Consider the following 22,325-nt stretch of genomic DNA (forward strand, 5'->3'; position numbering starts at 1 on the left):
GATGACTTTTGGCCATCGGCCGCATTTGAGGGCGCCGTCATTCGAGTCGAGACCTCCCGACCCGCTACAGCGCGCGTTTCGCCGCTGACGCGGCGCGCGCTCGCGCCTAATCCCGGTCCATTCACCCATACGGGAACGTGCAGTTATGTCGTCGGAGCCGGCGATGTGGCGATCATCGATCCCGGGCCTGACGACCCGCGTCATATCGAAGCGCTGCTTACCGCGATTGCCGGCGAAAGACTGCGCTATGTGCTCGTCACCCATACGCATCGCGACCACTCGCCGGCTGCGCGAGCCTTGCGGCAGGCCACGGGCGCGACGATCGCCGGATGCGCTCCCTACACGCCTCGTGAGCCGCCAGGCGCCGGCGGCCCCAATCTCGACGCGGCCCACGATCTGACCTACGCGCCGGACATTGTGCTGACAGACGGCGACGAACTTGTAATCGGCGGCGGTTCGCTCGTCGCCGTGGCGACCCCGGGTCACACCGCGAACCATCTGTGCTTCGCGCTCGCCGAGGAGCGGGCGCTCTTCACCGGCGACCATGTCATGGCCTGGGCGACGACCGTGATCGCGCCGCCCGACGGTTCAATGAGCAACTATTTGGCCTCGATTGAGCGGCTGCTTGCGCGACCTGACCGCATCTACTGGCCGGCGCACGGCGGTCCGGTGTGCGATCCTCCTCGTTTTCTGCGCGCCCTGGTTCATCATCGGCGCGGACGCGAAACCGCGATCTTACGGCGTCTCGAAACGGGAGACGAGACGATTGCCGAGATCGTCGCGCACATCTACGCCGGCGTCGACGAACGCCTCCATCCGGCTGCGGCGATGACCGCGCTCGCGCATCTTGAAGATCTGATCGCGCGCGGTCTTGTCGATTGCGCGGGACGGCCTGTCCTACAGGCGCGCTTCTGGCGCCGCGAGGGTTAAGGCGCCTTCGTAGCCGGCAGAAATATCACAACGTCGTTCTTATGCGCGCGCCCAAGCCGCTTGCGGGCTTCTTCATCCAGAATGTCGGCGTCGACGGTCTGGCCCTTGATAAGCGCCAGACGGCTTTCCCAAAGCATGCGTTGAAGCTTGAGAATATTGCGCTCCAGGCGCAGCTGTTCGAGCTTCTGCTCATATTCCTCGCCGGTCTTCAGCCCGCGCTGGCCGTGAACGCCGTGCCAGACGAAATATGCCGCCGTGACGCCGGCCACAGAGTAGAGGCTGAGCGGAAGCACAAGCGCGCGAACGAGAACTCGAAGGCGATGCATGACCGCCACCCTAGCTCTGACGCGTTTATGCGCCGTTAAGGCTCGTTCGATTTGGCGGTTGCGGCCGGAAATCGGCTTCCTGCCCGCGTGATCCGGTCAATTTCGCCGCGCACGAGCCGCTCCACGAGCGACGGAAGATTCTCGTTGAGCCATTGCTCGACCATCGGCCGCAGCATTTCTTGAGCGCATCGGTCGAGAATGTCGCTTTCGCGGAACGCCACGCCAGCGGCAAGCGCCTGAAACTGCGACGCGACTTTCGCAGCCGATTCGGCCGACAGCAGCGGACGTTCTTGGCTGGGGGTCGAATCGGCGATCTTTGTGCCGGGATTTGCCTCTTCGGTCACCCTTTCGCCTTCTGACGTTTCTCCGGCTTGCGACGAAGGGTCCGCTAACGCCCGCCCCGCACCGTCGGCGACATACAACAGCCGAACCGCCCCCGCGTCCTCCATCTCGCCATTAAACGCGTCGGCAGGCGACAGTGGTGGCTCGTCCTGGCGGCGCTCGAGCACCGGCGTCGGATAGGCGCTGTGCGCCGTGGGTCCTTCGTCGATGTCGGCGCGCCCGCGGCGGCGAACGTCGCGACGCATGCCCGGCATATTGTCGTCGTCGGCGATGATGCGACGGATGGAAGCGAGAATTTCCTCCATTGACGGCTCGTTCGCACGCGCTTCGTCCTGAATCGGGCGCGAAGGAGCGGATGCGTTGGCTGCGCTCATGGAATTCTGTCGCTTTGCGCGGAAAGTCCGCGCATGAGGGTGGCCGGATCTCCGATTGCGCCAAGACGGCGAATCAACTCGGTCCGACTGAATTCGACACTTTTCGCGTTATGATGTCACCCGCATTCGCGAAATTCTTATTGGCCGTCGGGCGTGTCGACACCGAACCACTTCTCCTGCACCTGATCGAGATGAACGCTCGGATCATAGAGCGCAACGGCGAGGTCGAGCTCTTGCGCCGACAGGCGGCCGATCGAACCCAGCGCAGCGTAGGAAGCGACAACGCGATCCCGCTGGGAGGTGAGGAGATTGACTCTGGCGTTAAGGAGCGACTGCTGGGCATTCAATACGTCGAGGGTCGTGCGCTGGCCGACCTTGGCTTCTTCGCGCACGCCGGCGAGCGCCGTCTCCGCGGCCTTGACCGCCGCCTGGCCAGAAGCGATCGAAGCCTTCGCGGTTTCGAGGAGTCCGTAGCTCGAAACGACGCTGGCGCGCACGCTGTCGCGCTGCACGTCCGCATTGAGCCTTGCCTGCCCAAGTTGCTCTTTCGCCTGTCGGATCGAGGCGTATTCTGAGCCGCCCTGATAGAGCGGCACATTCAGTTGTCCGATCGCGGAAGCGGTGAACTGCTTGGAGCCCGGCAGTCCCAAAAATGAATCGTACTGATTCGAAACCTGGGTGTTGACCGAGAGATTAGGCATCAAGGCGGCTTCCGCGACCTTGACCGCAAGCGCCGCGGCGTCGACCTGATGCAGCGCCGCCGTCACGCCGGGATGCTCCACGATTGCGATGGCGATCGCCGCCTCAAGCGACTTTGGCAGCAAAGGCTCGAGGCTGCGCCCAGGCTCCAGACGTTTCGGCTCGACGCCGATGATCTGGCGATAATTCGCCATGCTGTTTTTCAGCTGCGCCTGCGAGGCGTAAAATTCCGAACGGGCCAAAGAGACCGAGGCTTCCGCCTGGGCTACGTCGGTTCGCGTCACCTCGCCAACCTGGAAACGGTCGCGGGTCTGCTTGAGCTGCTCGTCCAGCACCGCAATGTTGTTCTTGCGCAAGGATACGACCGCCGTGTCGCGCAGCACGTTCATATAGGCGGTCGCGCCGTTCTGAAGGGTCGCCTGTTCGGTCAGCCGCATCGTCGATCGCGCCGCGAACACGCCCGATTCTGCCTGCCGCACGGAATTTTCGGTCTTGAAGCCGTCGAACAACGTCTGCGACAGGTTGAGCGTCGCGCCGCGCGGATAGCCCACATATGTATCTTGGAAATCGCCGCTGGCGCCCGATGCGGCGCCGGCCTGTTGGCTGGAGCTGCCGCCAAACGGAATCTTGATTGCGGCGTATTGCGCGCCGGCCTGAGCCGTGATGCTCGCCTTCGGCCGGAGGCCCGCCTTGGCTTTCGGCGCGTCCTCGTCGCGCACCCGCACATTGGCGCGGCTCTGGTTGAGGTCGGGATTGACGTAATAGGCGCGAGCCAGAGCCGAGAGCAGACTTTCGGCTGCAGCCTGATCGGTCGCGACCGAGACGAATGCAAACGCCAGGACGGCGACCGCGCAGTACGGGAAGCAGGCTGATCGCCGCCCTCCGAGACCACCTCCGTCAGTCGCCATTGTTCTTCAACCTATCCTCGCGCGCCCGTTTTGCGGCCGGTGAGTTGCAACGATGAACGCCGAACGCAACGCTGGACGATGTGAATTTGGCCGGCGCTATAGACTGAATCCAGGGGCCTGACCGAATCCTTCGAGAACCGGCGCGCTGGCCGAGAAAAGCGGCCGTTCTCCCGCGGCGCGACCGGCTTGGCGCTCGAAACGCACGACTTGCTGGCCGCCGCGCGGCTCCGGCGTGACGATCGCCAGCAATCGGCCGTCGGGCGTCAGCTGCTCAAACAAGCCGTCGAGGCCTGCCTCCGCATGTCCCTGGACGATGATCACGTCGTAAGGCGCAGCGCTGCGGCAGCCCATTTCCAGCGGCCCCAACTCCAACTGCACGTTTTCGCAGCCCAGCGCGTCGAGCCCTGCTTGGGCGCGCGCAAATAGATCAGGATCGCACTCGAGCGCGACGACCTTCTCCGCAAGTCCGGAGAGCAACGCGGCGGAATAGCCGGCGCCGCCAATGTCGAGCGCCTTGTCGGTCTCTTTGATGCCGGCGGCCTGAAGCATTCGCGCCAGCACGAGCGGCGGCAGCAGACTGCGCCGGCGCCCGCCGGCCGACTTCACGGCGACCGCGAGATCCGAATAGGCGAGCGGCGCGAGCGAATCGGAAAGGAAAAGTTCTCGCGGAACGCTAAGGAAGCGCTCGAGCAAGGGAACATCCGTAACGTCGAAAGGACGGAGCTGGCGCTCAACCATCGTATGCCGAAGCGTCGCCGTCGCCTTGCCAGTTTTCGCCACTCGCGCCACCACGTCCAACATTCGATTTCCGGCCACGCGCCGGCCCCTCGAGGGAGATGCTGCAGCGCAGGAAACGCCGTCGCAGCTTTATAGGCGCCGTCTTGCGGCAAGTCCATGGCTACTCCATGGCCTCACAGCTCCGCGCCGACGAGCAGACGGACGCTGTCGTCGCCCGCCCCCAATCGGCGCATTTGTTCGAGCGACGTCTTGTCGAGAACATCGGCGATCGCTTCTCGCGCGCGCAGCATGACGAGACGAACCGCGCATCGCGTCTCGTCGGCGCAATCGTCGCATCGACGATAAACGGTCTTGCTCGCGCATTGAATCGGCGCCAGCGGCCCATCGAGCGTGCGCACGATATTGCCGACGCCGATATCCTCTGGCGGGCGCGCCAACATATAGCCGCCGCCCTTGCCCTTTTTCGAATGCACGAAGCCCGCGTTCCGCAGTTCGCCCAAAATTGCGTCGAGAAACTTTTTTGGAATTTGGTTCGCGGCGGCGATCTCAGCAACCAGAGCGGTCTCCCCCGGCCGCACCCCGGCGAGGTGAACCATGGCCTTGAGGCCATATTTGGCTTTTTTCGTCAGCATTCCCTTGGACCTTAGGGTCAGCGCCGATCGCGCGATTCCCTCTTCGTCGCCATATTAGTGCAACTCTGCAGGTTTTTATAATTGATCGCGGGACAGCCCATAGCCTCGAATTGACAAAGTTGACTATCTTTATAGAGTAAAATTTAGGTCACCTGTCGGGTAAAGGAAGAATGGCGGAAATTTTCGACGCTTTGAGCGCAATTAATCCGCTCTATTCCGTTTCTGGCTTCGCTGTTGGCGCGCTTGTTGGGTTCACCGGCGTCGGCGGCGGCTCGCTGATGACGCCGATTCTGATGCTGGGCTTCGGCATCGCCCCCACGACCGCCGTCGGCACCGACCTGCTCTATGCCGCCATCACCAAGACAAACGGCACGCTCGTTCACGCCCTGCATGGCACGGTCGATTGGCGCATCACCCGCCGGCTGGCCTATGGCAGCGTGCCGGCGACCATTGCGAGCCTGATCCTTCTCTCCTGGCTCGGCAAGTCGAGCGGCCACGCGGCCAATGGTCTGATCACCTCGGCCCTGGGATTCGCCCTCATTCTCACCGCCTTCTCCATCCTTTTTCGTCGCTGGCTTCTCGATCATATCGCGAAACACACCAACAACATGAGCGACAATCGCCTGCTCGGCCTGACCGTGACTCTCGGCGTCTTTCTCGGGGTGCTGGTTTCGATTTCCTCGGTCGGCGCCGGCGCGATCGGCATGACCGTGCTGCTGGCGCTCTATTCGCATACGCCGACCGCGCGTCTCGTCGGCTCCGACATCGCCCATGCCGTGCCGCTGACGCTGATCGCCGGCTTCGGGCACTGGCTGATGGGCGGCGTCGATTGGGTGCTGCTGCTCTCGCTGCTGATCGGCTCAATTCCTGGCATCGCCATTGGCGCGCATTTCGCCGCGCGCGTGCCAGATCGCTATTTGCGCCCGGCGCTGGCGAGCGTCATGGCGCTCGTCGGAATCAAACTCTCGATTTAGTCCCGACTTCGCTCAGGAGTGCGACATGTTGCAGACCGCGCCAAAGTTCACCCCGCCGTCGAAACCCGGCCGAGGCCGAATCTACGATTCGATCACCCAGACGATCGGCGATACGCCGCTGGTTCGGCTCGACCGGCTGGCGCGAGAGCGCGGCGTGGAGGCCAATCTCCTCGCCAAGCTCGAATTCTTCAATCCGATCGCGAGCGTGAAAGATCGTATCGGCGTCAGCATGATCGAGTCGCTCGAGAACAGCGGCCGGATCACGCCAGGCAAATCGGTGCTGATCGAACCGACCTCGGGCAACACCGGCATCGCCCTTGCCTTCGTCGCGGCGGCGCGCGGCTATCGACTCATTCTCGTCATGCCCGAGTCGATGTCGCTGGAGCGGCGCAAGATGCTGGCGCTGCTCGGCGCCGAACTGGTGCTCACCCCGGCCTCGCAGGGCATGAAGGGCGCGCTGTCCAAAGCCAACGAACTCGCCGCCGAGAACCCCGACGCCGTCATCCCGCAGCAGTTCGAGAACCCCGCCAATCCCGAGATTCACCGCGCGACGACGGCGGAGGAAATCTGGAACGACACCAACGGCGAAGTCGACTATTTCGTTTCCGGCGTCGGCACCGGCGGCACGATCACCGGCGTCGGCCAGGCGCTCAAGGCGCGCCGGCCCGGCGTGCGCATCGTGGCGGTGGAGCCGGAAGATTCGGCGGTGCTTTCCGGCCGCCCGCCGGGTCCGCACAAGATACAGGGCATCGGCGCGGGCTTCGTGCCGCCGATTCTCGATCGAAGCGTCATCGACGAGATCGTCACCATCGGCAATCAGACGGCGTTCGAAACGGCGCGCCTGCTTGCGCGAATCGAAGGCATTCCGGTCGGCATCTCTTCGGGCGCGGCGGTCGCCGCCGCGCTGGAAATCGCGAACCGCCCCGAGGCCGCCGGCAAGAATATCGTCGTGATAATCCCCTCCTTCGCCGAACGCTATCTTTCGACGGCGCTCTTCGAGGGGCTGTAAGGCGCTGGCGCGCGAGCGCTTGCGTATTCTTCAGCCTTTCGACGATCCGCCTCTCTTGCGCTTTTGCGGCTGCTTTGGCGCAGGGCTCGGCTGTGGCGCGGGCGTCGGCGCCGTCGGCGCCGCCTGCGCGATCTTGCGGCGCTGAAGCATCTGTCGCGAATAGCCGCCGACGACATAGCCGACCGCGACGATCACGATATAGACGATCACCAAAAAACCGCCCCGCATATTCGCCGACGCCGCCTTCTCCAGAATGCCGACAACTTCGCTTTGATCGATGAATTTGTCGGCGATGACGCCACAGATGATGCCGACGATCGGCACGAGCCAGGACGGCAATCGGAAATAGCCAAGCGCCATCGCGATGAGGAAAGCGACAAGCCCGAAAACGTGCAAGAATTGGATGAGGATCGACTGTATGACGAGTCCTACAAAACGGACGAGTCTGACCATTTCACTCCCCTGGCGTCATTGATTTTTGGCAAGCTTACACATTCGGCAAATGCTGCGCGAGCGCTTCGAGCACCGCCATCCGCACCGCAACGCCCATTTCGACCTGTTCGCGAATGAGCGAGCGCGCGCTGTCCGCTACGGCAGAGTCGATCTCGACGCCGCGGTTCATCGGCCCGGGATGCATCACCACCGCATCCGGCGCGGCGCAAGCAAGCTTCTCCTCATCGAGTCCGAAGAAATGGAAATATTCGCGAGCGCTCGGCGTCAGCGCGCCGGCCATGCGTTCGCGCTGAAGCCGCAGCATCATGACAATGTCGGCGCTCTCGAGCCCGCGCCGCATGTCGTGAAACACCTCGACGCCGAGCCGCGAGAGACTGTCCGGCGCCAGCGTCGAGGGCCCGATCACCCGCACGCGGGCGCCGAGCGCGCCGAGAAGCAGAATGTTCGACCGGGCGACGCGGGAGTGCAGAATGTCGCCGCAGATCGCCACTGTCAGCCCTTCGATGCGGCCCTTGTTGCGCCTGATCGTCAGCGCGTCGAGCAGCGCCTGGGTCGGGTGTTCATGCGCGCCGTCGCCGGCGTTCACCACCGAGCAGTCTACCTTCCGCGCCAGAAGCAGCGCCGCCCCGGCATGAGCATGGCGGACCACGATGATGTCCGGCCGCATCGCGTTGAGCGTCACTGCCGTGTCGATCAGCGTCTCGCCCTTTGATTCCGAGGAGCGCGCGACCGACATGTTCATCACGTCGGCGCCCAGACGCTTTCCCGCGATCTCGAAGGACGCCTGCGTGCGGGTCGAGGGCTCATAAAACAGATTTATGAGCGTGCGCCCGCGCAAATTCGAACGCTTCTTGTCAACGCGCCGGGACACTTCGATCGCCTCCTCGGCCATGTCGAGAAGAACCTCAATGTCGGGACGGGCCAGACCCTCGATCCCGAGAAGGTGCCGGTGCGGAAAAGAAGCCTGCGTCGCCCCTGTTTGCATGCGCCGTCTATAGCAGCTTTGCCCAGCGCCGGAAGCGCCTGTCGCCGCCGCGCTGCAGTTGTCGATCGCGGCTCGCGTCCTTGACATATGCTCGGCCCGAGCACATTTCTTGCGCGACGAAGGTTGCGTGAATTTAAGCCGCAGCTTAGTCTGCAAAGCTTGAACGCTCCGAGCGGGGATCCGTCTCGGAGATTTTATCGGGTCTACTTATACTCATTTTGAGTATAAGTAGGAGGCGTTGAAACCATGACCCACCTGACTGCCGATAGGCGCGGCGTTTCGAGCGCTGCGCGCGAGCCTCCGGCGAACGCGCTCGGCGTTGGCCCTGGCGGCCGGTTTCCGGCCCTGCCCCGCCCCGTTCTGGAATGGACTCCGGAGGTGCAGGCCGCAACCGCGCATCTTTACGAACGCGTGGCGAGGGTCATCCCGCCCGTCGAGTGGCCGTTCCACGCCCCCTATGTGAAGGCGATCAACGATCTCAAGCATGTGCGCAACGCCACCATACTCGCGCACAACTACATGACGCCGGAAATCTACCATTGCGTCGCCGATCATATCGGCGACAGCCTGCAGCTCGCCAAGCTCGCCGCGAAATCCGACGCCGACATCATCGTTCAGGGCGGCGTGCATTTCATGGCCGAAACGTCGAAGCTGCTCAATGCTGACAAGCTGGTGCTCATGCCCGACCTTAAAGCGGGCTGCTCCCTTGCAGAGTCGATCGCCGGCGCCGACGTGCGCGCCTTGCGCAAGCGATATCCCGGCGTTCCCGTCGTCGCCTATGTGAACACCTCGGCCGACGTGAAGGAGGAAGTGGACATCTGCTGCACCTCGTCGAACGCGGTCAAAGTCGTCGAGAGCCTCGGCGCCGATCGCGTGATCATGGTCCCGGACCGCTACTTGGCGCAGAACGTCGCCGCGCAGACGAAGGTGAAGATCATCGCCTGGCATGGCGCCTGCGAGGTGCATGAGCGCTTCACCGCCGAAGAGATCGAAAATTATCGCGCCGATCATCCCGGCGTGCAGGTGCTGGCGCATCCCGAATGTCCCCGCGAAGTGGTTGAGGTCGCCGATTTCGCCGGCTCGACAGCCGCAATGATCGATTTTGTGCGCAGCAAGAAGCCGGCCCGCGTGCTGCTCGTCACCGAATGCTCAATGGCCGACAATGTCGCGGCCGAAACGCCGGACGTCGAATTCGTGCGGCCCTGCAACTTCTGCCCGCATATGAAGCGGATCACTCTGCCGAAAATCCTCGACAGCCTGCTTTACCTCCGGGAAGAAGTAACGGTCGATCCCGCAGTGGCCGAGCGCGCGCGCCGCAGCGTGCAACGGATGATCGATCTGGGCTAAGCTGGGGGCCGTTTTGGCCTCACCTCAACAGGGCGGACCATGCCGGCGCTCGATGCGACGATTGCGGCCATCGACGCCGCCAATGCCGACGACCCCCGCCTGATTGAGGGCCGCGTCTTCGAGCTGGTCTACGCCGAGCGCATGAGCGCACGGCTCGCCGCGCTCTATCCCGACGCCTCGGATCTCCTCATTATTGCAACACGCGCGCAGCACCTGCGCCGCTGGGAGATCGACCGCGCGACATATGAGGAAGGGCGTCGCGGCTATAACGACTGGCGGCGCGCCTGCCGCATCCACCACGCTAAACTGGTCGAGGAGATCATGCGCGCGCATGGCTATGACGCGCCGGCGATCGCGCATGTCGGCGCGCTGATCCGCAAGGAACAGCTCAAGAAGGACCCCGAGTCGCAAGCGCTCGAAAATATCGCCGCGATCGTCTTTCTCGAGCATTACTTCGACGACTTTCTCGAAAAGCATCGAGATTACGCCGACGACAAGCTCGTCGACATTCTCGGCAAGACCTTGTGCAAAATGTCGCCCAAGGGCCATGCGGCGGCAGTGGCCCTGCCCTTGGCCCCGCGCGCTCGCGAGCTTGTCGAAGCCGCGATCGCCCGCGAAGCCGCGGCTCTCGCGCGGCTCGCGGCGGTCGCCGTCGACTAGACGGTCGATGCGCGAAAATCAGCCTTCCATCATTATCGTCGGCGGCGGGCTCGCGGGCGTGTTCTGCGCGCTCAAACTGGCGCCGACGCCGGTGACGATCTTCGCGCCGACGCCGATAGGATACAGCGGCGCTTCCTTTTGGGCGCAGGGCGGCATCGCCGCCGCCGTCGAACAGGGCGACACGCCCGAAAAACACGCCGACGACACGGTGGCGGCGGGCGGCGGCATCGTCGAGCGCGACATCGCGCTCGGCATGGCGCAAGAAGCGCGCGCCCGCATCGAAGACCTCGCGGCGATGGGAACGCCGTTCGATCGGTCCGCACTCGGCGACTTCATGCCGTCGCAGGAGGCGGCGCATTCAGCCCGGCGCATCGTTCGCGTCAAAGGCGACGTCGCCGGACGGGCGATCATGGAGATTCTGGCGAAGGAAGTCGCCAGAACGCCGTCGATTCACATCGTCGAGGGCTATTCGGCGCAGGAGATTGTGCTGCGCGCCGGCCGCGCGGTCGGCGTCCGCGCCCGCGACAATGCCGGCGTGATCCGCGAAACGCCCTGCACGGCGCTCATTCTCGCGACCGGCGGGATTGGCCATCTTTACAGGGTCACGACCAATCCTTTGGAGGCGCGGGGAATCGGCCTCGCCATGGCGGCGCGCGCCGGCGCGCTGATCGCCGACGCGGAATTCGTTCAGTTTCACCCGACGGCGATCGACATCGACGCCGATCCCGCGCCGCTCGCGACCGAAGCGCTCCGAGGCGAAGGCGCGACGATTGTGGACCGCAGCGGCCGACGCTTTATGCTCGACATCGATCCAAGCGGCGAACTCGCGCCCCGCGACATCGTCGCACGAGGCGTGTTCGCCAGCATCGAGGCCGGAAATGGCGCTTTCCTTGACGCCCGTTCGGCGGTCGGCGCCGAATTCGCGACGCGCTTTCCCACGGTTTACGGAAGCTGCATGAGGGCGGGAATCGATCCCTCGCGCGAACTGATCCCGATCGCGCCCGCGGCGCATTACCATATGGGGGGCGTCTGCACCGACGCGCGCGGACGCACCAGCCTCGATGGCCTTTGGGCCGTCGGCGAAGTGGCATCGACCGGCGTTCACGGCGCGAATCGGCTCGCGTCGAACTCTCTCCTCGAAGCGATCGTGTTCGGCGCCCGCGTGGCGGCGGATGTGCGCGCGACACCGCTCTCGCCCGTCGACTGGCGACCGCAGGCGGATCGGATGGAGCCGCCCGCGCGCGATCGCGACTTTGCGGTGATCGAGGAGCTGCGCGACCTGATGTCCGCCAATGTCGGCGTCATCCGCAATGGCGCGGGACTGGCCGTCGCGTTACGATCGATCCGCCGCATGATGTCGCGCACGAATGACATCGAGGCGCATAACATGTTGACGACAAGCCTTTTCATCGCGGCGGCGGCGCTGGCGCGCCGAGAGAGCAGGGGCGCGCATTTCCGCTCGGACTATCCCCAACCCGACGCTGCGTTCGCGCGACGCTCGCTGATGACGCTCGAGGCCATCCTGCGCATCGCCGACGAGGCCGACTCATGAGTTACGAATTGCCGCCGCTGCTGGTCGAGGAGGCGGTCCGCGCCGCGCTCGCCGAAGATCTGGGGCGCGCCGGAGACGTTACGACGCAGGCGATCATCCCGGCGAGCGCGCAGGCGCGCGCGGCCATCATCGCGCGCGACTCCGGCGTCGTCGCTGGGCTTGCGGCGGCGCGCGCCGCCTTCGCGCTGACGGATCGGGCAATCTTGTTCGAGGCGCGTTCGACCGACGGCGCCCGCGTCGAGCCGGGAACGCCGATCGCGCTCGTGTCCGGCCCCGCTCGCACGATACTGTCCGCTGAGCGCGTCGCGCTCAACTTTCTTGGCCGTCTTTCGGGCGTCGCCACCCTCACCGCCCGCTATGTCAGCGCGGTCGCCGGCACGTCCGCGCGGATTTGCGATACGCGCAAAACCACGCCCTTGCTGCGCGCCTTTGAGAAATACGCCGTGCGCTGCGGCGGCGGCGTCAATCACCGCTTCGGCCTCGACGACGCCGTGCTCATCAAGGACAATCACCTCGCCGTCGCCGGCGGCGTCATTCCGGCGCTCCGGGCGGCGAAGGCGAATGTCGGCCATCTGGTGAAGGTGGAAATCGAGGTCGATACGCTCGACCAACTGCGGGAAGTTCTCGACGAAGGGGCGGACGCCGTGCTGCTCGACAATATGACGCCCGACGATCTGGGCCGCGCCGTCACGCTGGTCGGCGGTCGGATGATCTGCGAAGCCTCGGGCGGCGTTACGCTCTCGAGCGTCGCCGAAATCGCAAAAACCGGGGTCGACTTGATCTCCGTCGGCGCCCTGACGCACTCCGCCCCGGCGTTTGATGTGGGCTTAGATATCGAAATAATTTGATTATTTTGAGCATTCCGGCTTTCGCGGCGCACAGCCGCCGCGCGCTTTCGTGGCGGCGCGCGCGCTGCTATAACCCCCTTCCCAAGCTCGAAAACCCTTAGGAGCCATGCCTTCCTTCGTTCGCAAGCTGATCAGCCGAGCACGGCGAAGGCTTTGGAGCTCCCCGATCTCGTCAATGCCGGGCCCGCTGCGGGCCGAGGCGACGCGCGACAAAACCATTGCGGCCGAAATCGGCGCCTATGAGCGGGACTTCGGCTTCGCTCACAGCGCAGGATCGATGCCGCTGCGCACCTTGCTACGCATCGAGCGGCTGCTGAATGGATCGTCGATCGTGTCGGCCGAAACCGGCTGCGGCAAGTCGACAATATTTCTGTCGCGCATCGCCGATCGACACAAGGTCTTCTGCTATGACGATCGCGGGCAGAAAAACTCCAGCGTCGACTATTTCCTGAATTGTCCGGCGACGCGTCAAGATCACCTTGACCTTGTCTTTGGTCCGACTCAGTCCACGCTGCCGCGCTACACGGACCATCTTCCCTACGATCTCGTCCTGATCGACGGGCCGCACGGCTTTCCGTTCCCCGATCTCGAATATTACTACTTCTATCCGCACCTGAAGACCGACAGTTTGCTCGTCGTCGATGACATCCATATTCCGACCATCAGCCGGCTCGCGGACTTCCTGAGCGAGGACCGCATGTTCGAGAAGGTGGAGTTCGTTGGCTCAACCGCCATATTTCGTCGCACCGACGCGCCGGTCTTCGATCCGCTGGGCGATGGCTGGTGGCTTCAGGACTTCAACCGCCGGCGGGCGTCTTTCCTGAAGGATATCTATCTCAAGGACGGCAAGAAACGGACGCCGATTTCCTTCGAGGGGATCTACTGAGCCGCGGCCGCCTGCGGCGCGGACGGCCTTCGGTCCGCTTGCGACAATCGGGCCAGCCGGAGGCCGCGCCGCTCCAGCATTTCCGGCAGCTTCGACGACAGAAGGAACGCGAGTTCCTGCTCGCGGGTGATCGTCACCGTATCGAGCTTGCGCAGGTCTTCGTCCACATGGCCTGGATGGCACATGATGAGGTGTCTGCGGCCAGGCGCTCGAAGATAGCTTTGAAAGATTCTCGCGTAGTCAAAGCTCGGGTGGAAATCCGAAAATCCCGCGAAGCCGTCGTTGACGCTGAACCCGCGCCTGCGGACTTCCCGGCGAAAGCCGCTGGCCAACGACAGAGCGGAGAGCGCTTTGCGGGCGTTGGCGCCGCGCGCAAGAATTCGATGCACGCCGTCCCCCGCGTCGCGAACCCAGACCCGGCCGCCAAGCCTTCGCGCCGCCATCGCGTCAAGCAGCGCCGTTCGAATGCCCGGAAGAACGTGAATATGCTGGTGGCCATCGACATGGTCCGGCGGGCGATCCGTTACGGCTTCGAACCTGTCGAACTGCCGATCGATTTCCACGCGGATTTCATCCATTGGCAACCGTCCGCCATAGGCCATCCGGACAACCTGGGAGAGCGGCGGGAACTCGCCATTGGGCGCGAATTTCGGCATCGAAGAGAGCGGCCGCCCCAAGGTGAGATTGAAATGCAGGCCAATGTCGGCGTCTCGTCCGCGCCGAACCAGCTCCAAGCCCATTGCCGGCCAGCGAGGACCGTTCACCAGCGCCGAAACCGCGGTAATCCTTCCTGCGTCGAGCGCCTCCAAAATGCCGGCGCTCACCCCATAAGACAGGCCATAATCGTCCGCGCACAGCGCAACAATCTGCTCCTTAGCCATCGGCCCGCCTCTCCGAATCCGGCAATCATCCCTATGCCGCTCCAATAAATATTGGTTTAACCCACCCATGAACAGCCCAGACGTCTCGCTTGTCATCCCTCTTTTTAACGAAGCACAAAATCTTCGGCCGCTGGCGGCCCGAATAGAGGCCGCCCTCGACGCCTGCGACGTCTCCTACGAGGCTGTTTTTGTCGATGACGGGTCGGCCGACGAGAGCCTGGACATTTTGCGCGACCTTTGCGCCGAGGAGCCACGCTTTTACGCCCTGTCGCTTTCGCGCAATTTCGGCAAGGAGGTTGCGATCGCCGCCGGGCTCGATCACGCCAGCGGACGCGCTGTCGTGATCATGGACGCCGACTTGCAGCACCCGCCGGAAGTCATCGCGCAATTCATCGAAAAATGGCGAGAAGGCTACAAGAACGTCTATGGCCAGCGCGTCGATCGTGCGACAGATCCAAAACTGCGCGTCGCCCTTACCGGCGTCTTCTATCGCCTGCTGGAGAAATTTGGCGACGTGCGGCTGCCGCCCGGCGCAGGCGACTTCCGTCTCCTTGACCGGCAGGCGGTCGACGCGCTGCTGACGATGCGCGAGCGCGCGCGCTTCAATAAGGGCCTTTTTGCCTGGATCGGCTTCAAATCGATCGGCGTGCCTTTCGACGTCGACCAACGCGCGGGCGGGATGTCGAAATTCAACTTCGCTCGTCTGGTGCGTTTCGCGCTCGACGGGATGATGTCCTTCTCGTCAATTCCGCTCAAGGTGTGGACCTATGTCGGACTCTTGATTTCGGCCTTCGCCCTCGCCCTGGCGGGCTACTATTGGGTCCGCACGATGCTCTTTGGCGTTGATACGCCGGGCTTTCCCACGCTCGTGGTCTCGATCGCGTTCTTTTCCGGCATTCAGCTGATTTCGCTCGGCGTGCTCGGCGAGTATGTCGCGCGCATCTTTAATGAGGTAAAGGGAAGGCCGCTCTATCTCGTCGCCGAGAGGTTGGGCGCGAGGGAAACCCAGCCAAAGGCGGGCGACCGGTCGTAAAGTCCGCAGATAACGTGATTGGTCTAAAAAGTTTAGGATACGCTCGACGCAAAGGCGGGATTCGGCTTTTCGCTGCGCGTTCTATCCGCACATCGTTGAGAAAGCGCAAATTCATGAGTTCCGACGCCAGCCCTTCGCTATTTCGCGGCAGAAACCTCATCATCGCGGCGACGCTCATCGCGCTGTTCGCGGCCTTCGGCGTTCGCATATGGCGCTTTGCGACCGCCAGCGGCGTGCCGAGCCTGCTTGAAGGACTGCCCGAGTCAAAAACCGAGGCCGACCAGCAAATCTTCCAGTCGCGGCTCGTCAAACGCTTCCATGCTGGATCGACCGAGATCGACGATATCATCGACGAATTGCGCGATGAAGGATTTACGGTCGACGCCGACAAGGACATCGCGACATATGAACGTGGCGCGAGCATTTCCGACAAGTGCCGCCGCAGCGCCAATATTCACTGGTCACGCGGCGAAGGCGACGAACTCGCGACGATAACCGGCGGCTATTCCTTGCACTGTCCCGAGCACTGAGGAGAGCGCAGGCTTAACGGAATCCTGTTAGGACGATTGCGATGATTCGCAATCTGCTCTCGGTCGGCGGCTTTACCCTGCTCTCGCGCGTGACGGGATTCCTGTCGCTCGCCATGCAGTCGGCGATCATGGGCGCCGGCGCCGTCTCCGACGCGTTTTTTATCGCGCAGCGATTGCCCAATAGTTTTCGAGCGATTTTCGGCGAAGGCGCCTTCAATGCCGCCTTCGTTCCGTCCTATTCGATGGCGATCGAGCGGGAGGGCGACGCGGCGGCCGAGGAGTTCGCCGGCGAAGTCTACACGCTGCTTCTCGCTTCGCAGATCATATTGCTCGCCATCGTCTGGACGCTCACGCCGCAATTCGTCTCGCTGCTCGCGCCAGGCCTCGACGACCGTCCGGAAAAATTCGCGCTGGCCGTCAATCTGACCCGCATCACTTTTCCCTATCTGCTGTTCATCACGCTCTTCGTTCTGCACCAGGGCGCGCTGAACGCGCACGGCCGTTTCGCGCTTCCGGCCTTCGCCCCCAATCTGATGAATTTCTCGGTGATGGCCGCGCTCGCCGTCGCCTTTCTTTTTCCGAACGCCGGCTATGCGGCGAGTTGGGGCGTCACCGTCTCCGGCGCGCTGGAACTCGGATTGCTGATGTGGCAGGCGCGGCGCATCGGCGTTCTGCAGCGCTTACGAAAGCCGCATTGGCCGCGCGTACGCGACTTCTTCATCCGCCTCGGGCCGGCGATCATCGGCTCGGCAAGTCCTCAGATCGCCGTTCTCGCCGATACGATTCTCTCTTCGATGCTTCCAGACGGCGGCGTTTCCTCGATCTCCTATGCGGAGCGGCTCTATCAGCTTCCCGTCGGCGTGATCGGCATCGCCGCCGGCACTGTGCTCTTGCCGGAAATGAGCCGACGCCTCGCGTCGGGCGACGAGGCGGGCGCCCATCACGCGCAGAGCCGAACCATGGCGCTCACCGTCGCGCTCGCGGCGCCGTTCTTCATCGCCTTCGACACCATCCCGGAATTGATCGTCGCAGGCCTTTTCCAGCGCGGCAAGTTTTCAGCCGCCGATGCTTACGCCGCTGGCGACGTGCTCGCTGCCTATGGCGCCGGTCTGATGGCGCTTGTGCTGATCGCCTCGGCCCGCGCGAGTTTCCAGGCGCGCGGCGATACGAGGACGCCGATGCTCATCGCGCTCGCGGCGCTGGCCGCCAATGTCGCCTTGAAAGTCGTACTGTTCCAGCCCCTTGGCGCCGTCGGACTCGCGACGGCGACGTCGGTCGGATTGTGGATCAACCTCGCCGCCCTCGTCGGGATCGCGCTGGCGCAGGACTCAATGCGTTTCGACGCCATTTTCGTAAAGACGCTCGGCGCGACATTCGTCGCCTGCTTCTTTCTGACCGCGGTCGCGATTTTCGGCCGATCGCCTGCGTTGGCGATCGGCGGACATTTTGGCGCGCTCGCCAATCTCGTCGCGCTTGCAGCGCTCGGCGTTGCCGGCGCGCTCGTCTATGCCGGCGCGCTCGTTGGGGCGCTACGCGCGCTCGGCGTGACGATCAGAAGCCTCAGACGTTAAACGAACTGAGCGAGGCCGGGGACTGAATCGATGATCTCCCGGAGCTTTTCCGGGCCGAGCTCGGCTTCAGCGTAAGCGAAAATCTCATGACCGAGCTTGGGGATTTGGCTCATTTCAACGCCGGCGCCATTGAGCTTGGCGCCAAGTCCCATCAGCCCGCCCATGCCGCCCATCAATCCTGCGAGACCACCCCCGCCGCCGGCGGATTGAGCAGATTCGATCGCCTCGCGCGCGCCGGGAAGCTTGTGGAGTAATTCGGCGACGGCGCCGTCGGGCGACTCCTTTTCAAGGAAGCCCAGAACGAGGCCGATAGCGGTCCGCGCCACTTCGGCCTCAACGCCAAGGGCCGCCGAAACGCGCGCTGCCAATTCATCCATATCCGGCCTCTCTCGCTTCGATGTTTGAAAAACGCGAGGACTGTCGCCGCGACGGGGACGAAAATCAAGCGCCGCTACGCGCGCGCTTCCCGCGCGGCAGCCAGACAGGGAAAGGCTGGCGCGCGATTGGCGCGCCAGCTGGAGCCCTACGCCGACTGGCGCAAATCTGTCGGCGAGTCGGTGCGCTCGCGCAGGGCCGGCAGGATGCTCTTGATCTTCTCGGCACCCTCGGTGCCGATGACATTCTCGGCACGCTTCAGGACCTGGCGCACCAAAGCGTCAGTTTGAGCTTCGCTGACCCCCAGTTTTTCGAGCTGTCCGGCAAGAATATTTAAGTCAGCGCGGCCGTGGCCAATGAAGCTTGACATGCCTTCGATGACCTGAGTGACGCCGCCGTCGCCGACAAACTGCGACGCGTCGATGACCTCCTGGGCGCGGGGCATCTTGGCGATCATAACCTCCATATTGCCGGTCGTATCCTTGTCCCGCAGGAAACCAAGCACCAGGCCGAGCGCAGCCTTGGCGATCGTCGGATCGAGCTTCGTATCGGCGATGACATTCGTGGTGAGTTCTTCCATTGGACGTCCTCCCCGCAAGCATTGCGGTTGCGGGGAAAGATGTCGCGGCGACGCTCGGCTTCAAGCGTGGCCATGCGAGCGCCACTATGCGGCGTCGAGGCCGTAGAGCGAGTGCAGCGTGCGGACGGCGAGTTCGGTGTAAGCCTCGTCGATCAGCACGGAAAATTTAATCTCCGACGTGGTGATTGCGCGGATATTGACGCCCTTTTCGGAGAGGGCGCGGAACGCCTGGGCGGCGACGCCGGCATGGCTGCGCATGCCAATGCCGATCGCCGATATCTTGGCGACGTCCTTTTCGCCCGTCATATGCGCGAAACCGACCGCGTCCTTGACCTTTTCGATGATCGCGAAGGCGCGTTCATAGTCAGCCGTTCCCACCGTGAACGTCATGTCGGTCATGCCCTCTTCGGAGACGACCTGCACGATCATGTCGACGTTGATCCCCGCCTCGGCCAGCGGCATAAAAACCGCGGCCGCGACGCCCGGCTTGTCGGCGACGCGCCGAAGCGTGATTTGCGCCTCGTCGCGCGAGAAGGCGATGCCTGTGACGACCTGGGCTTCCACAATGTCCTCCTCGTTGCAGATCAGCGTGCCCTGCCCCGGATTCTCTGGATCGTCGAAGGACGAGCGCACATAGGTCGGCACGCCATGCACCATGGCGACTTCGACCGAGCGCACTTGCAGAACCTTCGCGCCAAGCGACGCCATCTCCAGCATTTCTTCAAAGGCGACCTTGTCCATGCGGCGCGCCTTCGGCACGACGCGGGGATCGGTCGTGTAGACGCCGTCGACGTCGGTGTAGATGTCGCAGCGATCCGCTCTGATCGCTGCGGCAAGCGCAACGGCGCTTGTATCCGAGCCGCCGCGCCCGAGCGTCGTGATCCGTCCGCTTTCGCGGTGCACGCCTTGAAAGCCGGCGACGACGGCGACTTCTCCACGGGTGAAACCATCGACGATACCCGAGCCGTCAATCGACTCGATGCGCGCCGCTCCATGCGTGGCGTTGGTGCAGATCGGCGCCTGCCAGCCGAGCCAGGAGCGCGCGGGCACGCCCGCCTTCTGCAACGCCATCGCGAGAAGCCCGGCCGTGACCTGTTCTCCTGACGCGACGACGGCGTCATATTCGCGCTGGTCGTAAAGCGGCGCCGCCTCCTTGCACCAAGTCACAAGTTCATTGGTCTTGCCGGCCATCGCCGAAACGACGACCGCGACCTCGCGCCCGGCGTCGACCTCGCGTTTGACGTGGCGCGCGACATTGTGGATGCGTTCGACAGTGGCGACCGATGTGCCGCCGAATTTCATGACCAGGCGCGACATGAAGACCGGGAAATGGGCGGGACGCTCGCGTCCCACAGGAAGCGGCGCTATATGTGTCCGCGCCGGCGGGCCTGTCAACGCCAGCCCGCCGCCAAGGGAATTATCAATATCTCCGCATCTTCGCGAGGCTCCACTTGCCCCAACAGTCATCGCCCCACTCCGCCAGCGTCGATCCCGAAGATGTCGCGCGGTTCAACCGGTTGGCCGAGCTTTGGTGGGACAAGACCGGCAAAATGGGGATTCTCCACGAGATCAACCCCGTTCGGGTCGCCTACATCCGCGATCATGTGCGCCGTTTCATCCGCCATGACGCCGGCGCGCTGAATGCGCCGGGCGACCGGCCGCTCGAAGGCGTGCGCATCGCCGATATCGGCTGCGGCGGCGGCATTTTGAGCGAGTCGCTGGCGCAGCTCGGCGCCGATGTGACCGGCGTCGATCCGGCGCCCAACAACATCGCCATCGCAAAACGGCACGCCGAAAAGTCCGGACTGAACATCGATTACCGCAATATCACCGCCGAAGACCTCGCCGAAGCCGGCGCGCAATTCGACGCAGTGGCGGCGCTCGAAGTCATCGAGCACGTCGAGGGACCGCGGGAGTTCATCGCCACGCTCGGGCGGCTGCTGAAGCCAGGCGGCCTGCTCTTCCTAGCGACGATCGACCGGACGTTGAAGAGCTATCTACTCGCCATCGTCGCCGCGGAATATGTAATCGGCTGGGTGCCGAAAGGCACCCACAACCACGACAAATTCATCCGCCCGGACGAGCTGTCGTCATGGCTGCGCCAGGGCGGCATGCGGGAAATCGACCGCGCCGGGATGAGCTTCCAGCCGCTGACCAGACGGTGGCGAAAGAGTCATGACACAGACGTCAATTACTTGATGACGGCCCGGAAAGAGGGCTAGGCTCGGACGCGCTGAACGGGTGAGAACGGCGCTGAAGCCCTTGTTCGCGCCCGCCGCCGCCGTTAGAATCTTTGCCTATGGATAGAACATCTCGCACGCGCTCCCGACTTCTCCTCACTCTCGCCGCCGCCGGACTGGCCATCGCCTTCGCGTTCGACGCAGCGGAAGGAAAGCCCAAGCCAGCGGAAGAAGCTCCGGCTCAGGACGCCGGATCGAAAACCGCCAACAAGCGCAAACCGGCGAAGAACGAAAAGATCGAAAAGCCGGAAAAGCCGGAAAAGACCACCGCCGAAAAAGGCTCCGAGAAGCCCGAGCAGCTTGGCAGCTACGGAGAATGGGGCGCCTATGCCGCCCAGAGCGGACGCAATAGGACCTGCTATGCGCTCGCGCAGCCGAAAGAGCGGACGCCAAAAGCGAAGCTCAAAGACGCTTCCGCCTACATTTTTATCTCGACGCGGCCGGCGGAAAATATCCACAACGAGGTCGCGATCAATTTGGGCTATGCGACGAAGGACGGCTCAGCCGCAGTGGCTGACATCGACGGCGACAGCTACGAGCTGATCACCAAGGGAACGAACGCCTGGGTGAAGGATCAGTCGCGGGAGCGGGAATTCGTCGGCGCGCTGCGCGGCGGCTCCAAACTCGTCGTGAAGGCCTCTTCGTTAAAAGGCACAAGCACCACCGACAGCTATTCGCTCAGGGGATTGTCGGAAGCGCTCTCCCGCGCCGTGCAGGAATGCAAATAGCTATCGCGGGCCGCCGCCCGCTGTCAGAGCGTCTCTGACCGACGCCGCTATGGCCCGGATCTCAGGCGCGACGCTGAGATATTTCGTCGCCAGTCGATCGACATCGCCGATTTCGACATCCTGCGGCGTGACGCCCGGCCATTCGGTGCTGGCGCCGAAAAACCAGCGTCCGCTCCCCAGAAGCCGCGCCGTATGAAAAGTGTCGCCGGGAATGAGCAGCTGCACGCGCTGACCCGCGCGCAGATCAGGCCCCACCACCACGCGCTCGACCGAGCCGTCGCCATGGAGCAGAAATAGCTCCAGCGGATCGCCGAGATAATAATGGTAAAGCTGGTCATTGCGGATGCGGTGCAGCCGAACCGGCGCATGCGGCGTCACCAGAAAATAAAGCGCCGAACCCACTGGCCCGCTGCGCGCGAAGGGCGGCGGCAAAGCGTTGGCGCCGAATGACAACTTGCTCGTGTAGGTGATGCGGACAAAGCCGCACGTCGCGTTCGCCTCGAGCTCCAGCAGATCGATGATGTCTTCATAGCTCAAAGCGTCGGACATGGCGCGGGCTCCTGGGTCCAGAAAGTATAAATCTCATGATACCAAGTATTTGACCAAGATAAATACTCTCTGTGGTCCTTGTTCTTCGTGACCGCCTCCACAAACTGCGCGTTAGCCACGGCAGTCCCCCTGTAGCTGTCCTGGCGGACGGCGGCGGCTTTTACCGCTGCATCAC

Annotated in this window: 25 protein-coding genes; 13 read left to right on the plus strand and 12 right to left on the minus strand. The window is 63.6% G+C overall.

What is annotated here, in order from left to right:
- The first annotated feature begins 39 nt into the window (after positions 1-39).
- Positions 40-930 (plus strand): MBL fold metallo-hydrolase, encoded by an 891-nt coding sequence (locus tag QZ964_RS13920; RefSeq protein WP_292532300.1) that lies wholly within the window; start codon positions 40-42, stop codon positions 928-930.
- On the opposite strand, the gene QZ964_RS13925 is transcribed toward QZ964_RS13920, so the two are convergent.
- The 5 genes from QZ964_RS13925 to QZ964_RS13945 all read right to left on the minus strand — a co-directional run bounded on the left by QZ964_RS13925 (position 927) and on the right by QZ964_RS13945 (position 4,949).
- The gene (locus QZ964_RS13925; protein WP_292532249.1) at positions 927-1,256 is read right to left on the minus strand and encodes a septum formation initiator family protein; all 330 of its coding nucleotides are present in this window, start codon (positions 1,254-1,256) and stop codon (positions 927-929) included. The two genes, QZ964_RS13920 and QZ964_RS13925, sit on opposite strands and share 4 nt — an antisense overlap.
- A gap of 35 nt (positions 1,257-1,291) precedes the next feature.
- The gene (locus QZ964_RS13930; protein ID WP_292532250.1) at positions 1,292-1,903 is read right to left on the minus strand and encodes a PopZ family protein; all 612 of its coding nucleotides are present in this window, start codon (positions 1,901-1,903) and stop codon (positions 1,292-1,294) included.
- 206 nt (positions 1,904-2,109) lie between these two features.
- Positions 2,110-3,579 carry a TolC family outer membrane protein gene (locus QZ964_RS13935; RefSeq protein ID WP_292532251.1) on the minus strand — a complete coding sequence of 490 codons (1,470 nt, stop codon included), beginning with the start codon at positions 3,577-3,579 and terminating at the stop codon, positions 2,110-2,112.
- A gap of 96 nt (positions 3,580-3,675) precedes the next feature.
- Positions 3,676-4,380 carry a protein-L-isoaspartate O-methyltransferase gene (locus tag QZ964_RS13940; protein ID WP_292532252.1) on the minus strand — a complete coding sequence of 235 codons (705 nt, stop codon included), beginning with the start codon at positions 4,378-4,380 and terminating at the stop codon, positions 3,676-3,678.
- 110 nt (positions 4,381-4,490) lie between these two features.
- Positions 4,491-4,949: an Rrf2 family transcriptional regulator gene (locus QZ964_RS13945; RefSeq protein WP_292532253.1), complete on the minus strand. Its 459-nt coding sequence runs from the start codon at positions 4,947-4,949 to the stop codon at positions 4,491-4,493.
- A 170-nt stretch (positions 4,950-5,119) separates the two neighbouring features.
- On the opposite strand from QZ964_RS13945, the gene QZ964_RS13950 reads away from it, so the two are divergent.
- Entirely contained in the window at positions 5,120-5,923 is an 804-nt protein-coding gene (locus QZ964_RS13950; RefSeq protein ID WP_292532254.1) for a sulfite exporter TauE/SafE family protein, read from the plus strand.
- Positions 5,924-5,948: 25 nt separating this feature from the next.
- Positions 5,949-6,932, plus strand: a complete 984-nt coding sequence (gene cysK / locus QZ964_RS13955) for a cysteine synthase A (RefSeq protein ID WP_292532255.1) — start codon at positions 5,949-5,951, stop codon at positions 6,930-6,932.
- Between the two features lie 30 nt (positions 6,933-6,962).
- On the opposite strand, the gene QZ964_RS13960 is transcribed toward cysK, so the two are convergent.
- Both QZ964_RS13960 and QZ964_RS13965 read right to left on the minus strand, forming a co-directional pair.
- Complete coding sequence (locus tag QZ964_RS13960) at positions 6,963-7,385, minus strand: hypothetical protein (protein WP_292532256.1); 423 nt, start codon at positions 7,383-7,385, stop codon at positions 6,963-6,965.
- Positions 7,386-7,419: 34 nt separating this feature from the next.
- Complete coding sequence (locus QZ964_RS13965; protein ID WP_292532257.1) at positions 7,420-8,370, minus strand: aspartate carbamoyltransferase catalytic subunit; 951 nt, start codon at positions 8,368-8,370, stop codon at positions 7,420-7,422.
- 246 nt (positions 8,371-8,616) lie between these two features.
- Between QZ964_RS13965 and nadA the strand changes: the two genes are divergently transcribed.
- The 5 genes from nadA to QZ964_RS13990 all read left to right on the plus strand — a co-directional run bounded on the left by nadA (position 8,617) and on the right by QZ964_RS13990 (position 13,663).
- Complete coding sequence (gene nadA, locus QZ964_RS13970) at positions 8,617-9,717, plus strand: quinolinate synthase NadA (RefSeq protein ID WP_292532258.1); 1,101 nt, start codon at positions 8,617-8,619, stop codon at positions 9,715-9,717.
- 39 nt (positions 9,718-9,756) lie between these two features.
- Positions 9,757-10,377 carry a DUF4202 domain-containing protein gene (locus QZ964_RS13975; protein ID WP_292532259.1) on the plus strand — a complete coding sequence of 207 codons (621 nt, stop codon included), beginning with the start codon at positions 9,757-9,759 and terminating at the stop codon, positions 10,375-10,377.
- 7 nt (positions 10,378-10,384) lie between these two features.
- Positions 10,385-11,929 (plus strand): L-aspartate oxidase, encoded by a 1,545-nt coding sequence (locus QZ964_RS13980; protein ID WP_292532260.1) that lies wholly within the window; start codon positions 10,385-10,387, stop codon positions 11,927-11,929.
- Complete coding sequence (gene nadC / locus QZ964_RS13985; RefSeq protein WP_292532261.1) at positions 11,926-12,777, plus strand: carboxylating nicotinate-nucleotide diphosphorylase; 852 nt, start codon at positions 11,926-11,928, stop codon at positions 12,775-12,777. The genes QZ964_RS13980 and nadC overlap by 4 nt, the downstream gene beginning before the upstream one ends.
- 175 nt (positions 12,778-12,952) lie before the next feature.
- A complete protein-coding gene (locus tag QZ964_RS13990; protein WP_292532262.1) occupies positions 12,953-13,663 on the plus strand; it encodes a class I SAM-dependent methyltransferase in 711 nt (236 codons plus the stop codon).
- On the opposite strand, the gene QZ964_RS13995 is transcribed toward QZ964_RS13990, so the two are convergent.
- Positions 13,657-14,544, minus strand: a complete 888-nt coding sequence (locus tag QZ964_RS13995; RefSeq protein WP_292532263.1) for a ChbG/HpnK family deacetylase — start codon at positions 14,542-14,544, stop codon at positions 13,657-13,659. The two genes, QZ964_RS13990 and QZ964_RS13995, sit on opposite strands and share 7 nt — an antisense overlap.
- A gap of 67 nt (positions 14,545-14,611) precedes the next feature.
- Between QZ964_RS13995 and QZ964_RS14000 the strand changes: the two genes are divergently transcribed.
- From QZ964_RS14000 to murJ, 3 genes are all read left to right on the plus strand, one after another.
- Positions 14,612-15,577 carry a glycosyltransferase family 2 protein gene (locus QZ964_RS14000; RefSeq protein ID WP_292532264.1) on the plus strand — a complete coding sequence of 322 codons (966 nt, stop codon included), beginning with the start codon at positions 14,612-14,614 and terminating at the stop codon, positions 15,575-15,577.
- 113 nt (positions 15,578-15,690) lie between these two features.
- On the plus strand, positions 15,691-16,107 hold the full coding sequence (locus QZ964_RS14005; protein WP_292532265.1) for a hypothetical protein: 417 nt from the start codon (positions 15,691-15,693) through the stop codon (positions 16,105-16,107).
- A 41-nt stretch (positions 16,108-16,148) separates the two neighbouring features.
- A complete protein-coding gene (gene murJ, locus QZ964_RS14010; protein ID WP_292532266.1) occupies positions 16,149-17,678 on the plus strand; it encodes a murein biosynthesis integral membrane protein MurJ in 1,530 nt (509 codons plus the stop codon).
- On the opposite strand, the gene QZ964_RS14015 is transcribed toward murJ, so the two are convergent.
- The 3 genes from QZ964_RS14015 to QZ964_RS14025 form a co-directional block, all read right to left on the minus strand.
- Positions 17,675-18,055, minus strand: a complete 381-nt coding sequence (locus QZ964_RS14015; RefSeq protein WP_292532267.1) for a DUF2267 domain-containing protein — start codon at positions 18,053-18,055, stop codon at positions 17,675-17,677. The two genes, murJ and QZ964_RS14015, sit on opposite strands and share 4 nt — an antisense overlap.
- Before the next feature lie 146 nt (positions 18,056-18,201).
- Entirely contained in the window at positions 18,202-18,633 is a 432-nt protein-coding gene (locus QZ964_RS14020) for a hypothetical protein (protein ID WP_292532268.1), read from the minus strand.
- 84 nt (positions 18,634-18,717) lie between these two features.
- Positions 18,718-19,950 (minus strand): aspartate kinase, encoded by a 1,233-nt coding sequence (locus QZ964_RS14025; protein WP_292532301.1) that lies wholly within the window; start codon positions 19,948-19,950, stop codon positions 18,718-18,720.
- A gap of 134 nt (positions 19,951-20,084) precedes the next feature.
- On the opposite strand from QZ964_RS14025, the gene ubiG reads away from it, so the two are divergent.
- Together ubiG and QZ964_RS14035 are read left to right on the plus strand one after the other, a co-directional pair.
- The gene (gene ubiG, locus QZ964_RS14030; RefSeq protein WP_292532269.1) at positions 20,085-20,855 is read left to right on the plus strand and encodes a bifunctional 2-polyprenyl-6-hydroxyphenol methylase/3-demethylubiquinol 3-O-methyltransferase UbiG; all 771 of its coding nucleotides are present in this window, start codon (positions 20,085-20,087) and stop codon (positions 20,853-20,855) included.
- Positions 20,856-20,932: 77 nt separating this feature from the next.
- Positions 20,933-21,601, plus strand: coding sequence for an invasion associated locus B family protein (locus QZ964_RS14035; RefSeq protein WP_292532270.1), 669 nt, complete (start codon positions 20,933-20,935; stop codon positions 21,599-21,601).
- Here the strand turns inward: QZ964_RS14035 and QZ964_RS14040 are convergent, their stop codons facing one another.
- A complete protein-coding gene (locus QZ964_RS14040) occupies positions 21,602-22,150 on the minus strand; it encodes a cupin domain-containing protein (RefSeq protein WP_292532271.1) in 549 nt (182 codons plus the stop codon).
- Positions 22,151-22,325 lie beyond the last annotated feature (175 nt).

Source organism: Methylocystis sp. (assembly GCF_021731785.1).
Taxonomy (GTDB): domain Bacteria; phylum Pseudomonadota; class Alphaproteobacteria; order Rhizobiales; family Beijerinckiaceae; genus Methylocystis.

Coding starts and splice junctions, on each gene's coding strand:
- QZ964_RS13925 (WP_292532249.1), bottom strand. CDS start 1,256: ATGCATCGCCTTCGAGTTCTCGTTCGCGCGCTTGTGCTTCCGCTCAGC.
- QZ964_RS13930 (WP_292532250.1), bottom strand. CDS start 1,903: ATGGAGGAAATTCTCGCTTCCATCCGTCGCATCATCGCCGACGACGAC.
- QZ964_RS13935 (WP_292532251.1), bottom strand. CDS start 3,579: ATGGCGACTGACGGAGGTGGTCTCGGAGGGCGGCGATCAGCCTGCTTC.
- QZ964_RS13940 (WP_292532252.1), bottom strand. CDS start 4,380: ATGTTGGACGTGGTGGCGCGAGTGGCGAAAACTGGCAAGGCGACGGCG.
- QZ964_RS13945 (WP_292532253.1), bottom strand. CDS start 4,949: ATGCTGACGAAAAAAGCCAAATATGGCCTCAAGGCCATGGTTCACCTC.
- QZ964_RS13950 (WP_292532254.1), top strand. CDS start 5,120: ATGGCGGAAATTTTCGACGCTTTGAGCGCAATTAATCCGCTCTATTCC.
- cysK (WP_292532255.1), top strand. CDS start 5,949: ATGTTGCAGACCGCGCCAAAGTTCACCCCGCCGTCGAAACCCGGCCGA.
- QZ964_RS13960 (WP_292532256.1), bottom strand. CDS start 7,385: ATGGTCAGACTCGTCCGTTTTGTAGGACTCGTCATACAGTCGATCCTC.
- QZ964_RS13965 (WP_292532257.1), bottom strand. CDS start 8,370: ATGCAAACAGGGGCGACGCAGGCTTCTTTTCCGCACCGGCACCTTCTC.
- nadA (WP_292532258.1), top strand. CDS start 8,617: ATGACCCACCTGACTGCCGATAGGCGCGGCGTTTCGAGCGCTGCGCGC.
- QZ964_RS13975 (WP_292532259.1), top strand. CDS start 9,757: ATGCCGGCGCTCGATGCGACGATTGCGGCCATCGACGCCGCCAATGCC.
- QZ964_RS13980 (WP_292532260.1), top strand. CDS start 10,385: ATGCGCGAAAATCAGCCTTCCATCATTATCGTCGGCGGCGGGCTCGCG.
- nadC (WP_292532261.1), top strand. CDS start 11,926: ATGAGTTACGAATTGCCGCCGCTGCTGGTCGAGGAGGCGGTCCGCGCC.
- QZ964_RS13990 (WP_292532262.1), top strand. CDS start 12,953: ATGCCGGGCCCGCTGCGGGCCGAGGCGACGCGCGACAAAACCATTGCG.
- QZ964_RS13995 (WP_292532263.1), bottom strand. CDS start 14,544: ATGGCTAAGGAGCAGATTGTTGCGCTGTGCGCGGACGATTATGGCCTG.
- QZ964_RS14000 (WP_292532264.1), top strand. CDS start 14,612: ATGAACAGCCCAGACGTCTCGCTTGTCATCCCTCTTTTTAACGAAGCA.
- QZ964_RS14005 (WP_292532265.1), top strand. CDS start 15,691: ATGAGTTCCGACGCCAGCCCTTCGCTATTTCGCGGCAGAAACCTCATC.
- murJ (WP_292532266.1), top strand. CDS start 16,149: ATGATTCGCAATCTGCTCTCGGTCGGCGGCTTTACCCTGCTCTCGCGC.
- QZ964_RS14015 (WP_292532267.1), bottom strand. CDS start 18,055: ATGGATGAATTGGCAGCGCGCGTTTCGGCGGCCCTTGGCGTTGAGGCC.
- QZ964_RS14020 (WP_292532268.1), bottom strand. CDS start 18,633: ATGGAAGAACTCACCACGAATGTCATCGCCGATACGAAGCTCGATCCG.
- QZ964_RS14025 (WP_292532301.1), bottom strand. CDS start 19,950: ATGTCGCGCCTGGTCATGAAATTCGGCGGCACATCGGTCGCCACTGTC.
- QZ964_RS14035 (WP_292532270.1), top strand. CDS start 20,933: ATGGATAGAACATCTCGCACGCGCTCCCGACTTCTCCTCACTCTCGCC.
- QZ964_RS14040 (WP_292532271.1), bottom strand. CDS start 22,150: ATGTCCGACGCTTTGAGCTATGAAGACATCATCGATCTGCTGGAGCTC.